Source organism: Stenotrophomonas rhizophila (assembly GCF_000661955.1).
GTDB classification, from domain to species: Bacteria; Pseudomonadota; Gammaproteobacteria; order Xanthomonadales; family Xanthomonadaceae; genus Stenotrophomonas; species Stenotrophomonas rhizophila.
The window spans coordinates 1,615,434-1,636,841 of record NZ_CP007597.1 but is presented as its reverse complement, the minus strand read 5'-3'; the positions used below and the strand labels follow the sequence as shown (position 1 = coordinate 1,636,841).

The following is a 21,408-nucleotide window of genomic DNA, read 5'->3' as shown; positions in this document are numbered from 1 at the left end:
GGGTGTTGTATTAGCCACCCTCCCGACGCAGGAGTACCAACGTTATCTCTCTGGGAGTTTCTACGCTCCGGTGAACACCATGCGCGCTCATGAAGAACATGGGAAATCGCTTGTTTCTGTTGATCTGCGGCGGTTGGTTCACCGTGTCTACGCAACTGTCGCAGAAGACCTATAGGGCATGTTCGAGAGGACGCAGGAATAAAGCGCGGCGCTTGTCAGCCACAACTAACGCACGGTTCTTCCAAGGCGCGAGCCACTTCCCACTTGCCGTACGGCGTCAGTGCGAGAGATTGTGCGAGCGCATTCGACGCCGCATTGTCATGCTGGCAGCGGTACTGCGCTTCATATCCGCACCTCCCAGCATAGGCAACCATGGCCCGCACCAACGAGTTTGCCAGGCCCATGCTTCGCGCACGCGGCATGGTCAGCACACCCATATCGACAATCGCCTCGCCGCCCCATGGGTAGAGACTCGATACGGCCAACAGTTCCGACTCGAGGAACGCACCGAATGTCGCCCAATGCCCCAGTTCTACGGACGCGTCATCCTGGTCGTGTCCCGAGATCTGTGCCATGAATCCATCGAACAGCGCTGCATCGCCAGCTGTCAGCTGGCGTACCTCAATCGCGGTGTCGTTCCGCGCGCCGGGCATCCCGGTAGCTGCAACGTGGTAGATGACATCTGGCGCATGCATCTCGATGCCGGCAATGTGTAGCGCCTCGCGGAACCATGGCAACGAGACCGGCCAACTGTCCGGTGTAACTCCCAATGTGGAAGCAATGCATCGAGACACTGCGGCACGCGTGCTGCCGTTGGCTGTCACCATGATCATTGCCCGCCGCTCGCTGGTGAGGTGCGGGTTTATCACCAGACTGAAGTTCTTCTCAGTCGGCACATAGATGCCGGACTCAAAAAGCCCACCCCAGTAGAGGGCGACGGTGGATGTCAGTTGATGCATCGTGACTCCTGATCCTGCTGCCGAATGCTGGAGATTAGACCTTCAGACGTCCGCTTTCGGAAAGAAGCGGACGCTGGCAACCTCACCTAGCGCGCTGCTGCCCGCACCAAGGTCCGGCGGTTTCTGGCAGATACGGCCAGTCCGAAGGGCGTGGGAGCGTGACTCGCGAGGTCACAGCTTGCTCCGGAGTGAGAAACAACCCCCCCAGGTCATTGCCTGCATTGATCGCGAAGAAGCGAACGTCTGTATGGACGAGTTGGTCGTTGACCACTTTGAAGAACACGTAAGCGGCGCACCGCCAGCTCGCATCTTCACTTCCCGCACTGTCAGAAGAGTAGATGACGTACTCCGCACCATTGACCAGGATAGCGTAGCGCGGTATGTCGGAGTCAATCAGTTCTTCGACGCTCGCGGGCCGGGAGACATACTTCTGCAGTTCTGGCAGCAGTTGCAGGTAGGCTTCGCCAATACCGGCCTCTGCCAGATCTTCGGCATCAAGCAGGATCAATCGGTCGTAATCAAGGTTCACATTTGCGGCTGATTGTGCATTACAGGCCGTGGCGACGATGGCCATGAAGAACGTGGATACGAACCTGACCGAACGCATGACGCAATCTCCTGGATCCGTACGAGTTAATCGAGGCGGTAGTCCGGCGAGCAGCTGAAGCTTCGCTGCTATCGAACAGCTGGCTAATGGTCACTTCGAGTAGGAAGCGGACGTTAGCACAGGCGGAACAGTCCCGTCCCCGGCGGCGCGTCCGCTGCGGTGTCCACGGCTGATCATCACTAGGCCTAACGCTTGAATTGAGCCACGTCGCGAAGGAACGCCGACTTGAATGATTCGTTAGCGGCCAGGTTCGGCGCCATTGCGACGCCGGCGTAAGAACACCCTTATAACAAGCAGCGCAGCGAACGCTATGACAGCAATCTGCACCAATAGCGTCGGAGCGACGCCAGGCTGCGGCCAGAAGACCAACCGAATGGCCAGGCTGGCCAGACATGCCAACGCCAGAAGAGTGAGCCACTTTGCTACACGAACCGAGAATGGAACAGCGAGAAATGCGGCTACAAGAAGCAAGAGCGCTGCGCCACTGAGCGCCAGACCCGCCTTGCCTTGGATGACATTGCCGGACGCAACAATCGCCAGCAGCAATACGCCTATTGCTACGCCGACGCCGCCGACAAGGATGGCCAAAAGATTCATCAGTCGCTGATTGCGCATCCTTGCCACCTGATTGGGCATGCCCTGAACAAATACGTCGGTAGTGCATGTGCTGCACGGGAGCCAACGAGGCAACGACGGCAGCAGCTCATTCAATCACTCAGCACCGAAGGACTCAAAATAATTCTTCCACTTAATAATTCCCGGCAATCAGCTCTTCGCGGGACTTGGTATCCTCCAGGAAAATTCCCATCCATGCATTCATGACTTCAAAAATATCAATGCCGAGTTCCGGGGACGCAGAATCTTCATGCCACCATATCAAGCCCTCCGCACCAGCATGCTTGTCCGCCTCCACTGCGACATAGTCTCCGCCGCCATTCGAGAATACCGTGATCCAATTTTCAGCATGGCAGCCTCCGTCCTCGTCAACCAAGTCGGAAATACGTGACTGGTCGCAAAGGCACTGCGGGCCCATCGAGCGAGCGGGAAAGAAGGTGTATCCGTCGTGCACTTCACGATAAAAATCCTGAAGCCTGCCGGGAAGTCGTTCGAGTTGAAAACCCTCGACTGCGCGCCCTTCGACAGGCGCCCCACCAACATAATAGTAGAAACTTTTTCCGTCATGAAATACATACGCCATTTCAACCGCGTCACCCAGCAACAGCACGGTACCCAGCAGACACTCACTGAATAGCGAAATTACCGTTGAAAATTCATTTGAAAATGAATTCCAGCCGTCGGGATATACTGGTCCGACCTCAAGACCAAGACCGAACTTTTCCCAACCCCTGGGCAATACGACATCTTGGGGGACATCCTTGACGTCAAGACACACCTTGCGATGAGGAAATGTATCAAGAATACCTTGGAAAATATCATCAAGCGTAATAATATCCTTTCTCCTACAAGAAGCCGCGGATCATTTCTCACAACATAATATCCGATTTTCTTCCTACTCTCTCACACCACCTCTAAAGCCTGGATCGACATCAATCCCACCCGCCTATAGCGCGCCTATTTCCAATAGCTTTAGCACCATGCAATGCGTCAGGAATACCCTGCATAACCAGCTTGGAGCTCTAATTATTCGGATCAGGCCCGATCCGCGAGCAACAGGCGCCCAGGATTTATAATGCCCTCCTATTTGGAGGGGTGCCTGCCCTCGGCGTCGCCGAACGGCAGCTGCATGGATAGCTCCTCAACATATGCCGCCGATGTCTCGCAGGTTGTTAGCCAGCGCCGACACTACCGGCGTATTTGTTCAGAGCATCCCTGGCTGGTACTAGCAGACGGACCCGAAGGACTGTTTGTGCAATTCGCGCACAGAGCATCAGCGGATGGCTCTGCCCTTGTTACTGGACGGCCCCTACATGTTGCGCTCTTTAGACACTGCGATCTCGCACAGAATCGGTGCCGCGCCACAGCCCCTTCCTACGGCACTTCTACTCCAACTGCCCATCCCGCAACCGATAACTCCGATGCACGATGCCCTCCGGCAACACATCATGCGTAATCATCACCAGACTCCGGCTGCCCAGCGCCCCCACCATGTCATGCAACAACGCATGCGCGGTATCCACGTCCAGCCCTTCGGTAGGCTCATCCAGCAACAGAATCGGTGAACCCCGCAGCAGCGCCCGCGCCAACGCCAGGCGCCGCGCCTGCCCGGCCGACATGGTGGCGCCGTTCTCGCCTACCCACGCCTGCAACCCGCCAATCTGTTCGGCCCACCCTTGCAACCGCACATCCGCCAGCACCTGCCACAGCTGCGCATCTGTCGCCTGCGGATCACCCAAGCGCAGATTGTCGGCCACGCTGCCCGCAAACACCGGCGCGTTCTGCGGCAGCCACGCCACCTGCCGGTGCCAATCGGCCTGGGCGAACTGGCGGATGTCGACGCCGCCGTAGCGCACGTAACCGGCATCCGGGTCCCACAGGCGCAGCAGCAGCGACGACAGCGTGGTTTTGCCACAGCCGCTGTCGCCCTGGATGGCGATGCGATCACCCGGGCGCAGCTGCAACTGCAGCCCGTCCAGCAATGCCCGCTCCTGCCCCGGCCAGCGGAACGCCACGTGCTCCACGCTGAGCGTGGCCGGTTCGGCGGGCACCGGCACCGGGTTCACCGGCTCGGCGACACCGGCGGGCTGGTCGACGATCTGCTCCAGCCGCACCGCCGCCACCCGTCCGGACAGCCACGACTGCCATGCCAGCCCGATGGCCGCCCACAGTTCCAGCAGCGCCACGGTGAGGAACACCAGTCCCGCGGCCAAAGCCGCATCGATGGCGCCGCGCTCGAAGCCGCGCAACGCCACCCACAGCATGGCCACCAGTCCAGCGGCCGCGCACACGCCATGCAGCGCATTGCCGCCGATCAACCGCACGCGGCGGCGACGGTCGCGCGATTTCAGCTGTTTGGCCGCCACCAGCACGCGCAGGTTCCAGTGCTCGCGCGCCTGCAGGGCGGTCAGGTCCGCCGCGCCTTCCAGGCCCTCGAAGGACTGCGCGCGCAGCTGTGCACGATGCAGCGCGCGGTCGCGCTCCTGGTCACCGGCACCGCGCACGGTCAGCCACGGTACGCCCACGCCGATCACCAGCGCCAGCATGCCCAGCAGCACCGCCGCAGGCGGATAGATGATGCCGGCGGCGATCACGCCCACCAGCGAGATGCCGCCCAGCGCCAGCAGCGGGCCGATGGCGCGCACCAGCAGGCCATCCACTTCGCCGATGTCCGACATCAGACGCGCCAGCAGCTCGCCAGTGCGCACGCCGGCCAGTCGCGCCGGCGCCAGCGGCAGCGCACGGCGGAAGAACCACACGCGCAGGTCGCGGGCGATGCGCAGGGTGACGTCGTGGCCCACCAGCTTTTCGAAATAGCGCGAGGCGATCCGCGCCATGGTCAGCCCGCGGATGCCCGCCGAGGGCGAGAAGAAGTTGAAGCCGCTGCCCAGCCCGGCCGCACCGGCCAGTGCGGCCGCTGTCAGGAAGCCACCGGACAGCCCAAGCAAGGCGGTGCCGGCCAGCATGGTGGTCCACAGCAGCAGCACGGTCAGCACCAGGCGGCCGCGGTGCCGGGTGAAGACCTGCTTCAACGAATCGATGCGTGGCGCACTCATGCCGGCACCTCCAACGTGTTGCGGGTACCGCTGGCGGTCAACGTGAGGCGCGTATCGGCCCAGGCCATGGCGACCTCGCTGTGGGTGGCGATGATGACGCTGCGGCCGCGCGCGAACGCGGCGAGCGTGCGCAGCAGGTCGGCCTCGGTGTCCGGGTCAAGGAAGGCGGTGGGCTCGTCGAGCAGCAGCAGCTGCGGGTCGCGCAGCAGCAACCGCGCCAGGCCGATGCGGCGCGCCTCGCCCCCGGACAGGCCGAAGCCGCGCTCGCCGATCACCGTATCCAGCCCATCCGGCAGGGCGGACGCGAAGCGCATCACCTGCGCCGCCTCGGCGACGGCACGCAGGTGCGCGTCGGTAGCGCCCGGGTCGGCCAGGCGCAGGTTGTCGGCAATGCTGCCGTGGAAGAGGTAGGGGCGTTGCCCGGCATAACCGATTTCCAGCCCGGGGCGCAGCACGATGCTGCCCGACTGCGGCGGCAGCCAGCCGACCAATGCTTCCAGCAGGGTGCTCTTGCCACTGCCGCTGGGGCCCACCAGTGCCAGGCGTTGCCCGGGCTCGATCTGGAAGGACAACCCTTGGATGACATCGTGCTGCGCCCCCAGCGGACGCAATACCAGGTCGCGCACCTGCACCGGCGGCGCGTGCTGTTCCAGCAGTTCGGGGGCACGTGCAACAGCAGCCTGCACATCGCTGCCCTCCTCCGCATCGGGCAGCTCGCCGAGCAGGCGCTCCACCTCGGCCGCGGCGGCCAGCGCGTTGGCGCGGTCGTGGTAGTGCGCGGCCAGGCGCCGCAGCGGTGCGTAGAACTCCGGCGCCAGCAACAGGCAGAACATGCCCACGCCCAGCGTGGGCACCTGCGCGTGCAACGACATCAGGCCCAGGTAGCTCAGCCCGAAATACAGCGCGACCATGGCCACGCTGACCGAGGCGAAGAATTCCAGCACGGTGGACGACAGGAAGGCAATGCGCAGCACCTTCATGGTGCGCTCGCGCACGCCTTCGGCGGCCGCGGCCACGCCCTCCAGTTCGGCCTCGCCCCGCCCGTACAGGCGCAGCAGGCCCAGGCCCTTGATGCGGTCGGCGAAATGGCCGCTCATGCGCGCCAGCTCGCCCAGCTGCGCGCGCCCGGCCGCTTCGGCGCCCCAGCCCACCAGCATCATGAAGAACGGCACCAGCGGCGCGGTGAACACCAGGATCAGCGCCACCACCCAATCGGTCCAGGCCACCGCCAGCGCGATCAGCAGCGGCACCACCACCACTTCGATGCGGACCGGCTGATAACCGGCGTAATAGTTCTCGATTGCATCTGCATGGGCCAACATCAGCTCGCCCAGCTCGCCGGTACGCTGCTGGCGCAGCCACAACGGCCCGCGCCCCAGCAGGCGCCGGTAGACCCGCTCACGCAGGGCCAGCCGCGCGGCATCGGCCACATCGCCGGCTGCGGCCTGGGTGGCGCTGCCCAGCAGCGCGCGCGCCACCAACACCACCAGCAGGCCCAGCAGCACCGGGGTGGCGTCGGCCAGCGGCCGGTGCTGCACCAGCACGGCCTGGATCAACCAGGCAATGGCCGCGGCCTGGCCGATCAACAGCGCCCCGGACACACAGATGCACAGCGCAGCCATGCGCTGGCGCCCCCGCGCGGCCACGCCCAGCCCGCCCAGCCAGTGCAGGCGGCGACGGCGCAGGGCCGTGGTTTCAACAACAGTGGCGTCGGGGGGTATGCTCAAGGCAGATCACGCAGGGACACAGGGAGGTTTCCGTCGATTGTAGTGGGTGCCGGCATGGCCCCCGTGCGGCAAGCGGTCGCAGGTTGCCAGGAACGCATACGATTCCTTGCACAGACCGCTCGTACATTGATCTGAATCAAGGCTATTTGAAGTTGCAGGTCACAGAATTCATCCCGTAGACCCCCCTTCCCGCCACCTGAAACGCTAAACCCAACGAGGTAGCCAGGCCATGATTGATCAGACAGTCGTAGAACTGTCGCGGCTGCAATTCGCCCTGACCGCGATGTACCACTTCCTATTTGTCCCCCTCACGCTCGGGCTGTCCTTCATGGTGGCCATCATGGAGAGCGTGTACGTCATGACCCGCAAACAGGTCTGGCGGCAGATGACCCTGTTCTGGGGCACCCTGTTCGGCATCAACTTCGCCATCGGCGTGGCCACCGGCCTGGTGATGGAATTCCAGTTCGGCATGAACTGGTCGTACTACAGCCACTACGTGGGCGACATCTTCGGCGCACCGCTGGCCATCGAAGGGTTGATGGCGTTCTTCCTGGAAGCCACCTTCATCGGCCTGTTCTTCTTTGGCTGGAAGCGGCTGAGCGCGGTCAAGCACCTCACCGTGACCTGGCTGATGGCGCTGGGCACCAACCTGTCGGCGGTGTGGATCCTGATCGCCAACGGCTGGATGCAGAACCCGACCGGTGCGGTGTTCAACCCCGAAACGATGCGCATGGAAGTGGTGGATTTCGCCGCGGTGCTGTTCAATCCGGTGGCGCAGGCCAAGTTCGTGCACACCGTCAGTGCCGGCTACGTGACCGGTGCGATCTTCGTGATGTCCATCAGCGCGCTGTACCTGCTGCGGGGCAAGTACAAGGACATGGCCCGCCGCTCGTTCGCGGTGGCTGCAGCCTTCGGCCTGCTGTCGTCGCTGTCGGTGGTGGTGCTGGGTGACGAAAGCGGGTACGCCGCCAGCGAACACCAGAAGATGAAGCTGGCTGCGATTGAAGCGATGTGGGAAACCGAGCGTGCCCCGGCCGACTTCACCGCCTTCGGCATTCCCAACCAGACCACCCACACCAACGACTACGCGATCAAGATTCCGTACCTGATGGGCCTGATCGCCACCCGTTCGCTGGACCAGCCGATCCCGGGCATCCTGGAACTGGTGGGCCGCGCCGAGAACCGCATCCGTGGCGGCCAGATTGCCTACGGTGCGCTGGAGCGCGTGCGCAAGGACAAGAACGACGTCGAAGCGCGCGAGATGTTCGACCGCCATTGGCAGGATCTGGGCCACGGCCTGCTGCTGAAGCGTTACCGCGAGGACATCCTCAACGCCACCCCGGAAGAAATCTCCAAGGCGGCGATGGACACGGTACCGCGCGTGGCGCCGCTGTTCTGGACCTTCCGCATCATGGCCGGCCTGGGCTTCTACCTGATCGCCTTCTTCGCCCTGGCGTTCTACTTCTCGTGCCGCAACAGCTTCCAGGACAAGCGCTGGTTCCTGCGCCTGGCCGTGTGGTCGCTGCCGGCCCCGTGGATCGCGATCGAGTGCGGTTGGTTCGTGGCCGAGTACGGTCGCCAGCCGTGGGCGGTGGATGGCGTGCTGCCCACTTTCTATGCCGCATCGGGCCTGGCCCTGCATGAAATCCTGACCACGCTGGCAGTGTTCACCGGGTTGTACACGGTGCTGCTGGTGATCGAGGTCAAGTTGATGCTGAAGGCGATCCGCAAGGGTCCGGAAGAAATCCTGCCCACGCTGCAGGCTGATATCCGCCCCGTTTCCCCCGTTGCCGCCGCCCCCGGCCAAGCCTGAGGCAGGAGAATCCAGATGGAATTCATTGCACTTGATTACACCACGCTCCGCGTGATCTGGTGGCTGCTGCTCGGCATCCTGCTGGTCGGCTGGGCCGTCATGGACGGGTTCGACCTCGGCGTTGGCACCCTGCTGCCGTTCGTGGCCCGCACCGATGACGAACGCCGGCTGGTGATCAACACCGTCGGCCCGGTCTGGGAAGGCAACCAGGTCTGGTTGGTACTGGGTGGCGGCGCGATCTTCGCGGCGTGGCCCCCGCTGTACGCGGTCAGCTTCTCCGGCTTCTACCTCGCTGTGTTCCTGATGCTGTTCGGGCTGATCCTGCGCCCGGTCGCCTTCAAGTACCGCAGCAAGATGCCCGGCAAGCGCTGGCGCCAGAACTGGGACCGGGCGCTGTTTGTCGGCGGCCTGTTGCCGGCCCTGATCGCCGGCGTGGCGGTGGGCAACGTGCTGGTGGGCGTGCCGTTCCACTTCGATGACAGCATGCGAATCTTCTACACCGGCACCCTGATCGGCCTGCTCAACCCGTTCGCCCTGGTGGCCGGCCTGGTCAGCGTGGCGATGGTGGTGTCGCACGGTGCGGCGATGCTGGTGCTCAAGACCGATGGTCCGGTGGCCGAACGTTCGGCGCGCTATGGCAGCGTGGCTGCACTGGCGAGCTTCGTGTTGTTTGCCGCCGCCGGCGCCTGGGTGGCCTTCGGCCTGCCGGGCTACCAGATCACCTCGCAGGTGGTCACCGATGGCCCGACCAACCCGCTGTTGAAGACCGTTGAACTGGGCAGCGTCGCCGGTGGCTGGCTGCGCAACTACAGCAGCATGCCCGCCACCGTGGTGTTCCCGCTGATCGGCCTGCTGGGTGCCCTGGCAAGCGCAGTGCTGCTGCGTGCCCGCCGTGGCGGCCTGGCCTTCCTCGCCTCGGGCGCGTCCATCGCCGGCATCATCCTCACCGTCGGCTTTGCGATCTTCCCGTTCCTGCTGCCGTCCTCCAGCCAGCCCATCTCCAGCCTGACCGTCTGGGACAGTTCGTCCAGCCATCTCACGCTGTGGATCATGCTGCTGGCCACGGCCATCTTCCTGCCGATCATCATCGCGTACACCAGCTGGGTATACCGCGTCATGAAGGGCAAGACGACCGCCGAGGAAATGGGCGACAACCCGAACGCGTATTGATTGTTCTCACGGGTGCCGACCCACGGTCGGCACCACCCCCGAATGAAGGAGAGTGAACATGTGGTATTTCGCCTGGATCCTCGGCGCCGGCCTTGCCTCGGTCGTGGCCATCCTCAACGGCATGTGGTTCGAAGCCCGCGAAACCAGCCGACTGGACAACGAGCAACGCTGAAAGTGTAAAAAAGAGTTGCCGATACGGCCTTCACACCGTATTCTTGGCGGCTCCTTCGGGGTGTAGCTCAGTCTGGTAGAGCGCTACGTTCGGGACGTAGAGGTCGCAGGTTCGAATCCTGTCTCCCCGACCACTCAGGTGGTCGCATTGAAGCCTGGAAACACGATTTCCAGGCTTTTGTGTCTAAGCCGTGGCAACACGGCACCGAAGGAAAGCAACACGGTCCCCCTTGCCGCCGAAGGGCGGGATCGATACAATAGGCGGCTCCTTACGGGGTGTAGCTCAGTCTGGTAGAGCGCTACGTTCGGGACGTAGAGGTCGCAGGTTCGAATCCTGTCTCCCCGACCATTTGATGGTCACATTGAAGCCTGGAAGACATATGTCCTCCGGGCTTTTTTGTGTCTGTTGTTCAGGGCACGCATCCACGGCGTGTGGCCATGCCGGACACGCCGGTAGAGCCGACCGTTGGTCGGCTGCACTTCCATGCGACGGAGGGATCCTCACACCCACACGCCGCGGCCCGGCCCGGCCTGACGACATCGGCATCCGGGGGATTTGGCGCTGGCGTCAAAGCGCAGCCGACCAACGGTCGGCTCTACCGGGGTGTTTCGCATACCCACATGCCCCGGTCCGGTGGTTTGCACATCCACACGCCCCGGTCCGGTGTTTTGCACAGCCACACGCCCGGTCGGGTGTTTTGCACACCCACATGCCCCCGATCCGGTGTTTTCGCATGGGTACACGCCCCGGCCCCGTGTTTCGCATAGCCACACGTCCGGCCCGGTGTTTGGTATGACCAGACGCCCCGGGCCGTCGGCACGACCCATTCATTTGGCGCAGGTACAATGCCCCGCTTCGGGACGCGCGCGGCGCGCGCCATTCCTCTTCTACCCCACGCAGCCTCCGGCCATGCGCCAGCGGCGGCGTTTCCGCACATCCGGCCCCCACCGTGATCGCGCCACCTGCATGAGATCCACGTCCATGACCCACACCGACCCACACGCCTCGTCCCTGCTGCGCGGACGCGTGCTCGCCTTTGCCGCCATCCTGCTGGCCGCGCTCAACCTGCGCACCGCCGTCACCTCGGTCACCCCGCTGCTGGACCTGCTCGGCCAGACCTTCGGCTTCGGCACCACCATGACCGGCGTGCTCGGCATGCTGCCCACCGCCTCGTTCGCCCTGTTCGGCGTCACCACCCCCATGGTGGCCCGCCGCATCGGCCTGGAGCGCACCGCCCTGCTCGCCATGGGCCTGGCCACCGTCGGCCTGCTCCTGCGCTCCATGGCCGGCGGCATCGGCAGCCTCCTGTTCGGCTCCATCGTCGCCCTCGCCGGCATGGGCATCGGCAACGTCGTCGTCCCGCCGCTGGTCAAGCGCTACTTCGCCAACCGCGTCGGCACCGTCAGCACCCTCTACATCACCGTCCTGCAGATCGGCACCATGATGCCCGCCCTGCTCGCCGTGCCCCTGGCACAGAGCGCCGGCTGGCGCGTCTCGCTCGGCATCTGGGCCATCCTCGCCCTGGCCGCCGCCCTGCCCTGGATGATGCTGGCCCGCCGCCGCCCGCACCCCGACCCGCTCGACACCGCCGCCGACCCGTCCGCCCAGCCGCACGGCAAGGTCTGGCGCACCCCGCTTGGCTGGGGCATGACCCTCATGTTCGGCATGACCTCGCTCATGACCTACTCCATGTTCACCTGGCTGCCGCGCATCGTCGTCGAAGCCGGTGCCACCCCGGCCTTCGGCGGCATCATGGTGGCCATCTTCGCCGCCTGCGGCCTGCTGCCCTCGCTCACCATGCCCGCCCTGGCGGTGCGCCTGCGCAACCCGTTCCCGCTGGTCCTGATCGGCTTCTCGGCCTTCCTCATCGCCTTCGCCGGCCTGCTCTTCGCCCCGATGAAGGCGCCGTGGCTGTGGGCCATCCTGCTGGGCATCGGCCCGTCCACCTTCCCGCTCGCGCTGACCCTGATCAACCTGCGCACCCGCACCCCCGCGGGCTCGGCCGCGCTGTCCGGCTTCATGCAGGGCGTCGGCTACGCCTTCAGCTGCCTGGGCCCGTTCCTGTTCGGCTGGCTGCACGAAATGAGCGGTGGCTGGCACCTGCCGTTCGGCTTCCTGGTGGTCTGCGCGGTGGTCCTGCTCACCGCCTCGTGGGTGGCCTGCAAGCCGCAGAAGCTGGAAGACCAGTGGTAAGCGTCGCTTCTACACACCGCTTGCGCGCCTGCTGACGTAGCGTGTCAGTCATTGACCTGCCGGCAACGGCAGGCGGTCGGGGCCTGGAGCATTCCAGCGCGTTTCACTGAACGGCTTCAGTACGCAACGACCCCCGGGACATCGCCGTGGCGGCGGCCTGCCGGTCTTTGCGATCAGTACGTTACATCCTGTTTCTCTTCCCGCTCCACAGCGGGATGCGGACGCGCGTGCTTTAACGATTTGTAAACAACTGCGCAGTCAGGCACGATTGGCATGTGATGTGCGTCACATTTTTGCACACCATATTCTCTGAAGGGATGCACTGGGGGTTCCATGTACAACCATCGGCCGCTGGCGCTTTGCGTCGGCCTGGCATGCGCCACACTCTGTTTGACCAGCACCGGCGCACACGCCGCCGCGACTGCGGATCAGCTCGGGCAGATCAGCCAATTCCGCGACCATGCCCAATGGCTGGATGCGCTGGCCGCCATCGAGCGGGCCCAGCTGCAGTCGCCCGACGACGCCCTGCTGTACAAGCTGCAGGTGCTGACGCTGTCCGACATCGGCAATGCACACCGCGCCTGGCAGCTGTATCAGGCCCGCCCGCAGCTGTTCGATGATGGCCAGAAGCAGCGCTTCGAGGCCAACTACCTGGCCAAGCTGGTGGGCTGGAGCCTGGCCTACGGGGCCAGCGAAGACACCCGCCTGGACGAAGCCGAAGGCGCCCTGGCGCAGATGCAGCAGTACCTCGACCGCGACGGCAGCAGCGTGCAGGCCGCGCCGCTGCGCATCCGCTACGACCGCCTGATCCTGCTCAACCGGCTGGGCCGGCACACGCAGGTCCGCGACGAGTACCGCAGCCTGTTGGCCGACGGCCATCCGGTGCCGAACTACCTGATGGCCCCGATCGGCGATTCGCTGATGGCCACCCAGCACCCGCAGGAAGCCATTCCCGTGCTCGAGGCGGCCATGAAGGCCGACCCCTCGCAGCCGCAGGTGCGCTCCGAGCTGGCCTACGCCTACCTGGAAAGCGAACAGGCCAACACCGCCATCGCGCTGCTCACCAAGTGGCAGGCCGACGAGCCCGCATGGCGCTGGACCAACGGCGCCAAGGCCCCGCACGCCAACTGGCCGCGTTACGAAGCCGACCTCAACCTGGCCATGGTGCGCGCCTACAGCGGCGACCTGCCCACCGCCCAGCGCGACCTGGAGAAGATGGTCGACATCGGCCCGGGCAACACCGGCACGCAATCCTCGCTGGGCAACGTCTACCTGATGCGCGGTTGGCCACGCCGGGCGCTGGAGCGCTACAGCATGGCCAACACGCTGGACCCGCGCGACGTACCGGCCCGCCTGGGCCAGTACGACGCCTACGTGGAGCTGCAGCGCGACGACCTCGCCCGCCCGATCCGCGACACCCTGCTGGAGCGCTACCCCGGCCAGCCGTCGGTGCAGCGCCTGGACCGCAGCTGGCGCGCCCACCGCGGCTGGCAGCTGCATGCGTACGCCGAGGGCGGGCGCAGTTCCGGCGGCGGCGGTGCGTCGCCGTTGGGCAACGATGACGGCCGTTACGGGGTGGAAGTGCAGTCCCCGATCCTCGACGACCGCTGGCGCGTGGTGGCCTTTGCCGACCGTCGCAACGTCGACTTCCAGGACCAGACCATCAACCCGCTGCGGGTGGGCCTGGGCACGCGCTACCGCTATGGCCGCGCCGACGCCGAAACCTTCGTCAACCGCGCCAACGACCACATCGGCGATACCGGCCTGAGCGCCGGCCTCGGTTGGCAGTTCAGCGACCAGTGGCATGTGGGCGTCACCGCCGCGCGCAACGATGCCGATGCGTCGATGCAGGCGCGCGTGGCGGGCATCACTGCCGACAGCGTGGCCATCGCCGCGGATTACCGCCGCAACGAACGCACCCACTGGAGCATCGGCGCCAGCCAGTTCCGCTACGACGACGGCAACCGCCGCGATACCGTCACCACCGCCATCGAGCAGCGCCTGCTGACCCGCCCCACGCTGATCCTGGACGGCCTGGGCAGCATCTACGCCAGCCAGGGCAGCCGCGACGACGTGCCCTACTTCAACCCGTCCGAGGACCATTCGGTGGAACTGGGCCTGCGCGTGGACCAGCAGCTGTGGCGCCACTACGAGCGCCACTTCCGGCACCGCCTGACGGTGTCGGTGGGCCAGTACTGGCAGCAGGGCTTTGGCAGCGCGCTCGTGCCGTCGGCCGAGTACCGCCACGAATGGCAGATCGGCGAAGGCCGGATTTTCGAGTACGGCGTGAGCTGGTCGCGACCGGTCTACGACGGACAACGCGAACGACACGTCGGCCTGGATGTCGGCCTGCGCTGGGGAGAATGAGATGGACCATATGGATCTGAAACGCTGGACCCTGGGCCTGCTGCTGGCGTTGCTGGCCGTGGTCGTTCCCGCGCACGCGCAGCCGCCGTCAGCGGCCGTGCTGGACGCGGCCGACAACGGCCTGCTGGTGCTCAGCTACCACGACATCCGCGATGACGTGGCCACCACCAGCGACCTGGACGCCTATGCGGTCAGCACCCAGAACTTCGCCGCGCACCTGGACTGGCTGTCCGCGCACGGCTACCACCCGGTGTCGCTGTCGCAGCTGATCACCGCCTCGAAGGGCGGCACCCCGCTGCCGCCCAAACCGGTCCTGCTGACCTTCGATGACGGCCTGCGCAGTGTGTACAGCAAGGTGTTCCCGCTGCTGCGCGCCTACAACTACCCGGCACTGGTGGCGGTGATCACCGACTACGTGGACATGCCCGCCGGCCGCCAGATCGACTACGGCTACCGGCCCTTCACCCGCGACGATTTCCTGACCTGGGAACAACTGCGCGAGATGCAGAAGAGCGGGCTGATCGAACTGGCCAGCCACACCGACAACCTGCACCACGGCGTGCAGTCCAACCCGCAGGGCAACTCCACCCCGGCGGTGATCACCCGCATCTACGACCCGACCGCCAAACGCTACGAAACCGCGGCCCAGTACGAAGCCCGCCTGCGTGCGGACCTGCAGCTGAGCGTGGACCGCATCCAGAAGAACGTGGGCGTGTCGCCCAAGGCGATCGTGTGGCCGTATGCCGCCTACAACGCACTGAGCAACGACATCGCCGAGCAGCTCGGCATGCCGGTGTCCTTCGACCTGGAAGGCCGCAGCACGCCGGTGACACGTGACCTGCACGGCCTGGCCCGCTTGCTGGTGACCAACAACCCGACCGTGATCCAGCTGGCCTACGAACTGCGCCGCGACGTCGAACGCGACGGCATGCGCGCCCTGCAGATCGACCTGGACGCGGTGTACGACGCCGACCCGGCACAGCTGGCCAAGAACCTGGATGCGCTGATCGAGCGGGTCAAGAAGATCGGCCCCACCCACGTGTTCCTGCAGGCCTTCGCCGACCCGGACGGCAACGGCTCGGCCGACGCGCTGTACTTCCCCAACCGGCACCTGCCGATGCGCGCGGACCTGTTCAACCGCGTGGCGTGGCAGCTCAAGACGCGTGCCGGGGTGAAGGTGTTCGCGTGGCTGCCGGTGCTGGGTTACGAGCTCAAGGACCCGGCCATCCGCACCGCGCTGGCGATCGAGAGCCCCGAGCGCGATGGCATCTTCCGGCTGGACTTCACCAACCCGAAGGTGCGCCGGATCATCGATGACATCTACGAAGACCTGGCGATCAACTCCTACTTCGAGGGGCTGCTGTTCCACGACGATGCCTACCTGCGCGATACCGAGCTGAGCCAGCTGCCGCCCGAAGGCGACGACGGCGCGCGGACCCAGGCACTGATCGACTTCACCCTGGAGCTGCGCACCGCCGCGCAGCGCTGGCGGCCCAAGCTGGCCACCGTGCGCAACCTGTACGCGCAGCCGGTGCTGCAGCCGCAGAGCGCCCGCTGGTTCGCCCAGCGCCTGGACCTGTTCAACAAGGCCTACGACCACACCGCGTTGATGGCGATGCCGTGGATGGAAGGCAGCCGCAACCCGGAAAAATGGCTGGACAAGCTGGTGGTGGCGGTGCGTGCACACGACCCGCAGCTGTCCCAGACCATGTTCGAACTGCAGACGGTGGACTGGCGTACCCAGAAACCGATTCCCGGTGAGCGCCTGCGTGCGCAGATCCGTCGCCTGCAGGCGCAGGGCGTGCGTCATTTCGCCTGGTACCCCGACGACTTCATCGCCGGCCGTCCGTCCACTTACGATGCGCGCGCGGCGATGTCCTCGCGCAGCTTCCCGTACGAGGAAAAGTGAGGCTGCCATGCATCCCTTCCTGTTCGCGCTGTTCCAGTTCGCCTTCTTCTATCCGATGGTGATGGCGTTCTTCTGGATGTCCGGCGGCCTGTACTACTTCTTCCGACGTGAGCGAAAGGCGCGCGATCGCAACGATCCGCCGCCGATGGAAAGCTACCCGTTCGCGTCGATCCTGATCCCGTGCCACAACGAAGCGGACAACCTGACCGACACGCTTGGCTCGGCGCTGCGCCAGAACTACCCGGACTTCGAAGTGATTGCCATCAACGATGGCAGCAGCGACGACACCGGCGCCCGCCTGGACGCGATGGCCGCGCTGCATCCGCGGCTGCGCGTGGTGCACCTGGACCGCAACCTGGGCAAGGCCAATGCGCTGCGCATGGGCGCACTGGCGGCACGCTCGGAGTACCTGGTGTGCATTGATGGCGATGCGATGCTGGAGGAGTACGCCACCCACTGGATGGTCTGGCACCTGACCAGTGGCCCGCGCGTGGGCGCGGTGACCGGCAACCCGCGCATCCGCAACCGGTCCACCCTGCTGGGCCGCCTGCAGGTGGCCGAGTTCTCTTCGATCATCGGCATGATCAAGCGAGCCCAGCGTGTGTATGGGCGCATCTTCACCATCTCCGGGGTGATCGCCGCGTTCCGCCGCACCGCGCTGCACCGTATCGGCTACTGGGCCGATGACATGGTGACCGAAGACATCGACATCAGCTGGCGCCTGCAGCTGGACCACTGGGACATCCGCTACGAACCCAACGCGCTGTGCTTCATCCTGATGCCGGAAACGCTGAAGGGCCTGTGGCGGCAGCGCCTGCGCTGGGCCCAGGGCGGCGTGGAAGTGATGCTGCGGCATGGCAGCTCGCTGTTCCACTGGCGCAAGCGCCGCATGTGGGGCGTACTGCTGGAATACCTGCTGAGCGTGCTGTGGGCCTACACGATGCTGGCCATCATCGTGCTCTGGGCATTGGGCAAGTTCATGCCCCTGCCGCAGGACCTGTACATCGCCACGCTGCTGCCGCAATGGCACGGGGTGATCCTGGCGCTGGTGTGCCTGCTGCAGTTCGCCAGCAGCCTGATCATCGACCGCCGTTACGAAACCCACATTGGACGCAACTACTTCTGGGTGATCTGGTACCCGATGGCGTACTGGCTCATCAGCCTGTTCACGACCCTGGTGGCCCTGCCGAAGACGCTGCTCAAGCGTCGTGGCAAGCGGGCGGTCTGGGTCAGTCCCGACCGGGGTATCCGATGAACACTGTCAAATCCACCCGCCGTTTCGACTCGCGCCTGATCCAGAAACCGCGCCAGCAGCCGCGTCTGCAGCGCACCGCCTGGGGGTTTGTGACCCTGGCCTTCTGGGGGTTCTACTTCTACCTGTGGGCGCCGTTGGTGACGTTGATTTCCTGGCTGCTCGGCGGCCGCATGGCCTGGCTGCAACTGTACGAGTACAAGCAGGCCATCGACCCGTTCATCATCTTCGCGCTGCCGGTGATGCTGGTCTGCACGGCGGTGCTGCTGATCGCCTGGGCCGAATACAACCGCATGCGGTTTGCCGGCAAGGAGCGCCGCGCTCCGCATGAGGACACCACCCGCGAGGAGATCGCCCGCGACCTGGGCGCCAGCCCGGAACTGGCCGCGCAACTGGCCAGCGGGAAGGCGGTTACGTTGCATATGGACGATCACGCGAGGCCGGTGGGCGTGACCCACCAGCTGCTGTAGGAGGGGTGGCGGCAGGGCTGCGCCCTGCACCTGCCGAAGCGAAGGCCAGAGCCGGAGCCGGAGCCAGAGCAACGTCAACGGCTGAAGCGGCTCTGGATTTCTGCTGGTTGGGCGGGGCGGTGTGGGTGGGCAGGACACGCCGTAAACCCGTCCATGGGGGCTCGGCGGCGCCATCCATGGCGCCAACGGTCCTGCCCACCCACACCGCCCCACCCCCGACAGTTTCCTGGTGACGGTTGGTGGAGCCATGGCATGCGGGAATCAGATCCGATCAATATCGATATCGATTAATTCGAATCGAATAATTCAAATTGAAATCGAAAATCGTCCACGCACGCCGTGGCTCTACTGTCAGCCACGGGAATCTGTCGAAGGCGGGGTGGGTCCGGTTGCGGGGGTGTCCGCGGCATGGATGCCGCGGCCAAGCCCCCAAGGACGGGTTTACGGCGTCCCCCGCAACCGGACCCACCCCGCCATCCCACGGATAGCCCGCTTCTGACGTTGCCGTTGCCGTTGCCGTGGCTTATAGCGGGTGCAGGGCGGCAGCCCTGCAAACAAACAAACAACCCTCTACCGCGTCTGCCCTTCCCCGCGCACCACGAACCGCTCCACCGTCAGCGCGTCCAACCCCATCGGGCCGTACGCATGCAGGCGCGTGGTCGAAATGCCGATCTCCGCGCCCAGGCCCAGTTCGCCGCCGTCGGAGAACCGCGACGACGCGTTCACCATCACCACCGCCGAACGCAAGGCGTGCACGAACTGCTCGGCCGCCTGCGCATCTTCGGTGGCGATCACCTCGGTGTGGTCCGAGCTGTACTGCTGGATATGCGCCAGCGCCTGATCGAGGTCATCGACCACGCGCACCGCAATGATCAGGTCCAGGTACTCGGCCGCGTAATCGGCGTCGGTGGCCGGCTGCGCATCGTCCAGCCACTGCCGCGCGCGGTCATCGGCCCGCACCACCACGCCACGTTCGCGCAGCGCCTGCCCCGCCAACGGCAGGAAGGTCGCGGCCACATCGGCATGCACCAGCAGCGTTTCCAGCGAATTGCACGCCGACGGCCGGCTGCACTTGCCGTCAACCAGCAACGCCAGCGCCCGCTCAAGATGGGCGGCGCGGTCCACGTACAGGTGGCACACGCCCTTGTAATGCTTGATCACCGGCACCCGCGCATGTTCGGCCACGAAGCGGATCAAACCTTCGCCGCCGCGCGGGATCGCCAGGTCGACCAGGTCGTTGAGCTGCAGCAGTTCCAGCATGGTCTCGCGGCGCAGGTCCTCGACCAGCGTCAATGCCGCCTCGGCCACGCCCGCCTCGCGCAGCGCACGCTTGAGCGCGGCGGCAATGGCGGTGTTGGAGTGGATCGCCTCCGAGCCACCGCGCAGGATCACCCCGTTGCCGGCCTTGATGCACAGTGCAGCGGCGTCGGCGGTCACGTTCGGGCGGGCTTCGTAGATCATCACGATCACGCCCAGCGGCACGCGCACCTTCTGCACGCGGATGCCGTTGGGGCGCACGTCGTCGCGGGTGACCACGCCCACCGGATCGGGCAGCGCGGCCACGTCGCGCAGGGCCGAGGCGATGCCGGCCAGGCGCGTGGCGTCCAGCGCCAGGCGGTCCAGCATGGCGCTGCCGGTGCCTTTGTCGCGCGCGGCGGCCAGGTCGCGCGCGTTGGCGTCCAGGATGAGCGCGGCATCGTCTTCCAGCGCGGCCGCCATGGCGTCCAGCAGCGCAGTCTTGGCGCTGGACGACAACTGCGCCACCTGCTGCGCCGCGGTGCGGCAGGCCAGCGCCTGGGCGCGGATGTCGGAGGGGGAGCTGGCAACCATCTCAATATCCTCTGAAGATGCAGGGTAGCGCCACGCCATGCGTGGCTGCGGGATGTCGAACGGGCCCAGGCTGCGCAGCCACGCAGGGCGTGGCGCCACCGTGGATGTTCTTACGCTTTACAGCACCACCAGGTCGTCGCGGTGGATGACGTTGCCGCCGTAGTTGTAGCCGAGCACGCTCTCGATGTCGCGCGAGTGGTGGCCGGCGATGCGGCGGATGTCGCTGGCCGAGTACTGGCTGACGCCGCGGGCCAGGCACATCTCGCCCTGCTCACCGCGCAGACGCACTTCAATCATGTCGCCGCGGCGGAAATCGCCGTCGGCACCGCGCACGCCACCGGGCAGCAGCGAGGCGCCCTTGTCGCGCAGCGCGGCGGCCGCACCGTCGTCGATGAGAATCGCGCCGGGCTCCAGCGGGGCATGCCGCAGCCAGTACTTGCGGGCGGCCACGCGGGTCTGCCCGGCGTGGATGCGGGTGCCGAACAACCGGCCCTGGGCCAGCGCACGCACCACGTCGCTGTCGCGACCGTTGAACAGGCAGGTGTCGATGCCGACCCGCCCGGCCTTGGCCGCCGCTTCCAGCTTGGTATGCATGCCGCCGGTACCGGCCCCGCTGCCGGCGCCGCCGGCCATGGCCAGCACCTCGCCGGTGAGCTCGGGCACGTCGTGAATCGGGCGGGCCAGCGGGTCACGGCGCGGGTCGGCGCTGTACAGGCCATCGATGTCGGTGGCGATGAACAGCACGTCGGCATCGATCAGTGCCGCGACCGTGGCGGCCAGGTTGTCGTTGTCGCCCAGCTTGAGCTCGTCCACCGACACGGTGTCGTTTTCATTCACCACCGGCAACGCGCCCAGGCGCAGCAGCTCGTTGAGGGTGGCGCGCGCGTTGAGGTAGCGGCGGCGGTTGCGCAGGTCGTCGTGGGTAAGCAGCACCTGCGCCACCGGGCGCTCGAAGAAACGCTGCCACAGGCCGATCAGCTGCGCCTGGCCCAGCGCGGCCAGCGCCTGGCGGGCGGCCATCGCCGCGCCGGCCTCCAGCGCGCGCGGCACGATCGCGCGGCCCGCGGCCACCGCCCCGGACGACACGATCACCACCTCGCGCCCGGCCAGCACGTTGGCCGAGACGAACTGGGCCAGGCCCAGCGCATGGCGCGGTGACAGCCCACCGCCGTCGGCGGCGAGCAGGCTGCTGCCGACCTTGAGCACGGCGCGCTTCCACGGCGGCAGGGTCTGTTCGGGAAACGGCGATTGCACGGTCGGGCTCATCG

General features: G+C 65.7%; 16 protein-coding genes and 2 tRNA genes. 10 read left to right on the top strand and 8 right to left on the bottom strand.

The genetic code is table 11. The features are described from left to right. Positions 1-215 precede the first annotated feature (215 nt). The 6 genes from DX03_RS06920 to cydD form a co-directional block, all read right to left on the bottom strand. Complete coding sequence (locus tag DX03_RS06920; protein WP_051598771.1) at positions 216-959, bottom strand: GNAT family N-acetyltransferase; 744 nt, start codon at positions 957-959, stop codon at positions 216-218. Positions 960-1,041: 82 nt separating this feature from the next. Then, on the bottom strand, positions 1,042-1,566 hold the full coding sequence (locus DX03_RS06915; RefSeq protein WP_051598770.1) for a hypothetical protein: 525 nt from the start codon (positions 1,564-1,566) through the stop codon (positions 1,042-1,044). A gap of 237 nt (positions 1,567-1,803) precedes the next feature. Further along, complete coding sequence (locus tag DX03_RS06910; RefSeq protein WP_038692013.1) at positions 1,804-2,181, bottom strand: hypothetical protein; 378 nt, start codon at positions 2,179-2,181, stop codon at positions 1,804-1,806. Between the two features lie 133 nt (positions 2,182-2,314). Further along, the gene (locus tag DX03_RS21120) at positions 2,315-2,959 is read right to left on the bottom strand and encodes a hypothetical protein (protein WP_185753475.1); all 645 of its coding nucleotides are present in this window, start codon (positions 2,957-2,959) and stop codon (positions 2,315-2,317) included. A 607-nt stretch (positions 2,960-3,566) separates the two neighbouring features. Beyond that, positions 3,567-5,237, bottom strand: a complete 1,671-nt coding sequence (cydC, locus tag DX03_RS06900; protein ID WP_038687453.1) for a thiol reductant ABC exporter subunit CydC — start codon at positions 5,235-5,237, stop codon at positions 3,567-3,569. Further along, the gene (gene cydD, locus DX03_RS06895; RefSeq protein WP_051598767.1) at positions 5,234-6,964 is read right to left on the bottom strand and encodes a thiol reductant ABC exporter subunit CydD; all 1,731 of its coding nucleotides are present in this window, start codon (positions 6,962-6,964) and stop codon (positions 5,234-5,236) included. Before cydD ends, cydC begins: the two co-directional genes overlap by 4 nt. Positions 6,965-7,193: 229 nt before the next feature. Here cydD and DX03_RS06890 point away from each other — a divergent pair, with 229 nt between their 5' ends. The 10 genes from DX03_RS06890 to pgaD all read left to right on the top strand — a co-directional run bounded on the left by DX03_RS06890 (position 7,194) and on the right by pgaD (position 18,310). Continuing rightward, the gene (locus DX03_RS06890) at positions 7,194-8,777 is read left to right on the top strand and encodes a cytochrome ubiquinol oxidase subunit I (protein ID WP_038687452.1); all 1,584 of its coding nucleotides are present in this window, start codon (positions 7,194-7,196) and stop codon (positions 8,775-8,777) included. 15 nt (positions 8,778-8,792) lie between these two features. Then, positions 8,793-9,947 (top strand): cytochrome d ubiquinol oxidase subunit II, encoded by a 1,155-nt coding sequence (gene cydB, locus DX03_RS06885; protein ID WP_038687450.1) that lies wholly within the window; start codon positions 8,793-8,795, stop codon positions 9,945-9,947. 58 nt (positions 9,948-10,005) lie between these two features. Next, the gene (gene cydX / locus DX03_RS06880) at positions 10,006-10,119 is read left to right on the top strand and encodes a cytochrome bd-I oxidase subunit CydX (protein ID WP_038687448.1); all 114 of its coding nucleotides are present in this window, start codon (positions 10,006-10,008) and stop codon (positions 10,117-10,119) included. Positions 10,120-10,175: 56 nt separating this feature from the next. Then, positions 10,176-10,252, top strand: a tRNA-Pro gene (locus DX03_RS06875). Between the two features lie 138 nt (positions 10,253-10,390). Further along, a tRNA-Pro gene (locus DX03_RS06870) sits at positions 10,391-10,467 on the top strand. Positions 10,468-11,100: 633 nt separating this feature from the next. Further along, positions 11,101-12,312: a CynX/NimT family MFS transporter gene (locus DX03_RS06865; RefSeq protein WP_038687446.1), complete on the top strand. Its 1,212-nt coding sequence runs from the start codon at positions 11,101-11,103 to the stop codon at positions 12,310-12,312. Between the two features lie 333 nt (positions 12,313-12,645). Continuing rightward, positions 12,646-14,679 carry a poly-beta-1,6 N-acetyl-D-glucosamine export porin PgaA gene (pgaA, locus tag DX03_RS06860; RefSeq protein WP_038687444.1) on the top strand — a complete coding sequence of 678 codons (2,034 nt, stop codon included), beginning with the start codon at positions 12,646-12,648 and terminating at the stop codon, positions 14,677-14,679. A gap of 10 nt (positions 14,680-14,689) precedes the next feature. Then, positions 14,690-16,588 (top strand): poly-beta-1,6-N-acetyl-D-glucosamine N-deacetylase PgaB, encoded by a 1,899-nt coding sequence (pgaB, locus tag DX03_RS06855; RefSeq protein ID WP_038692007.1) that lies wholly within the window; start codon positions 14,690-14,692, stop codon positions 16,586-16,588. A gap of 7 nt (positions 16,589-16,595) precedes the next feature. Continuing rightward, complete coding sequence (gene pgaC / locus DX03_RS06850; protein WP_038687442.1) at positions 16,596-17,843, top strand: poly-beta-1,6-N-acetyl-D-glucosamine synthase; 1,248 nt, start codon at positions 16,596-16,598, stop codon at positions 17,841-17,843. Further along, positions 17,840-18,310 (top strand): poly-beta-1,6-N-acetyl-D-glucosamine biosynthesis protein PgaD, encoded by a 471-nt coding sequence (gene pgaD, locus DX03_RS06845; RefSeq protein ID WP_038687440.1) that lies wholly within the window; start codon positions 17,840-17,842, stop codon positions 18,308-18,310. The genes pgaC and pgaD overlap by 4 nt, the downstream gene beginning before the upstream one ends. Before the next feature lie 570 nt (positions 18,311-18,880). On the opposite strand, the gene DX03_RS06840 is transcribed toward pgaD, so the two are convergent. Next, a complete protein-coding gene (locus DX03_RS06840; RefSeq protein WP_081797319.1) occupies positions 18,881-20,179 on the bottom strand; it encodes a glutamate-5-semialdehyde dehydrogenase in 1,299 nt (432 codons plus the stop codon). Positions 20,180-20,257: 78 nt separating this feature from the next. After that, entirely contained in the window at positions 20,258-21,406 is a 1,149-nt protein-coding gene (gene proB / locus DX03_RS06835; RefSeq protein ID WP_038687436.1) for a glutamate 5-kinase, read from the bottom strand. Positions 21,407-21,408 lie beyond the last annotated feature (2 nt).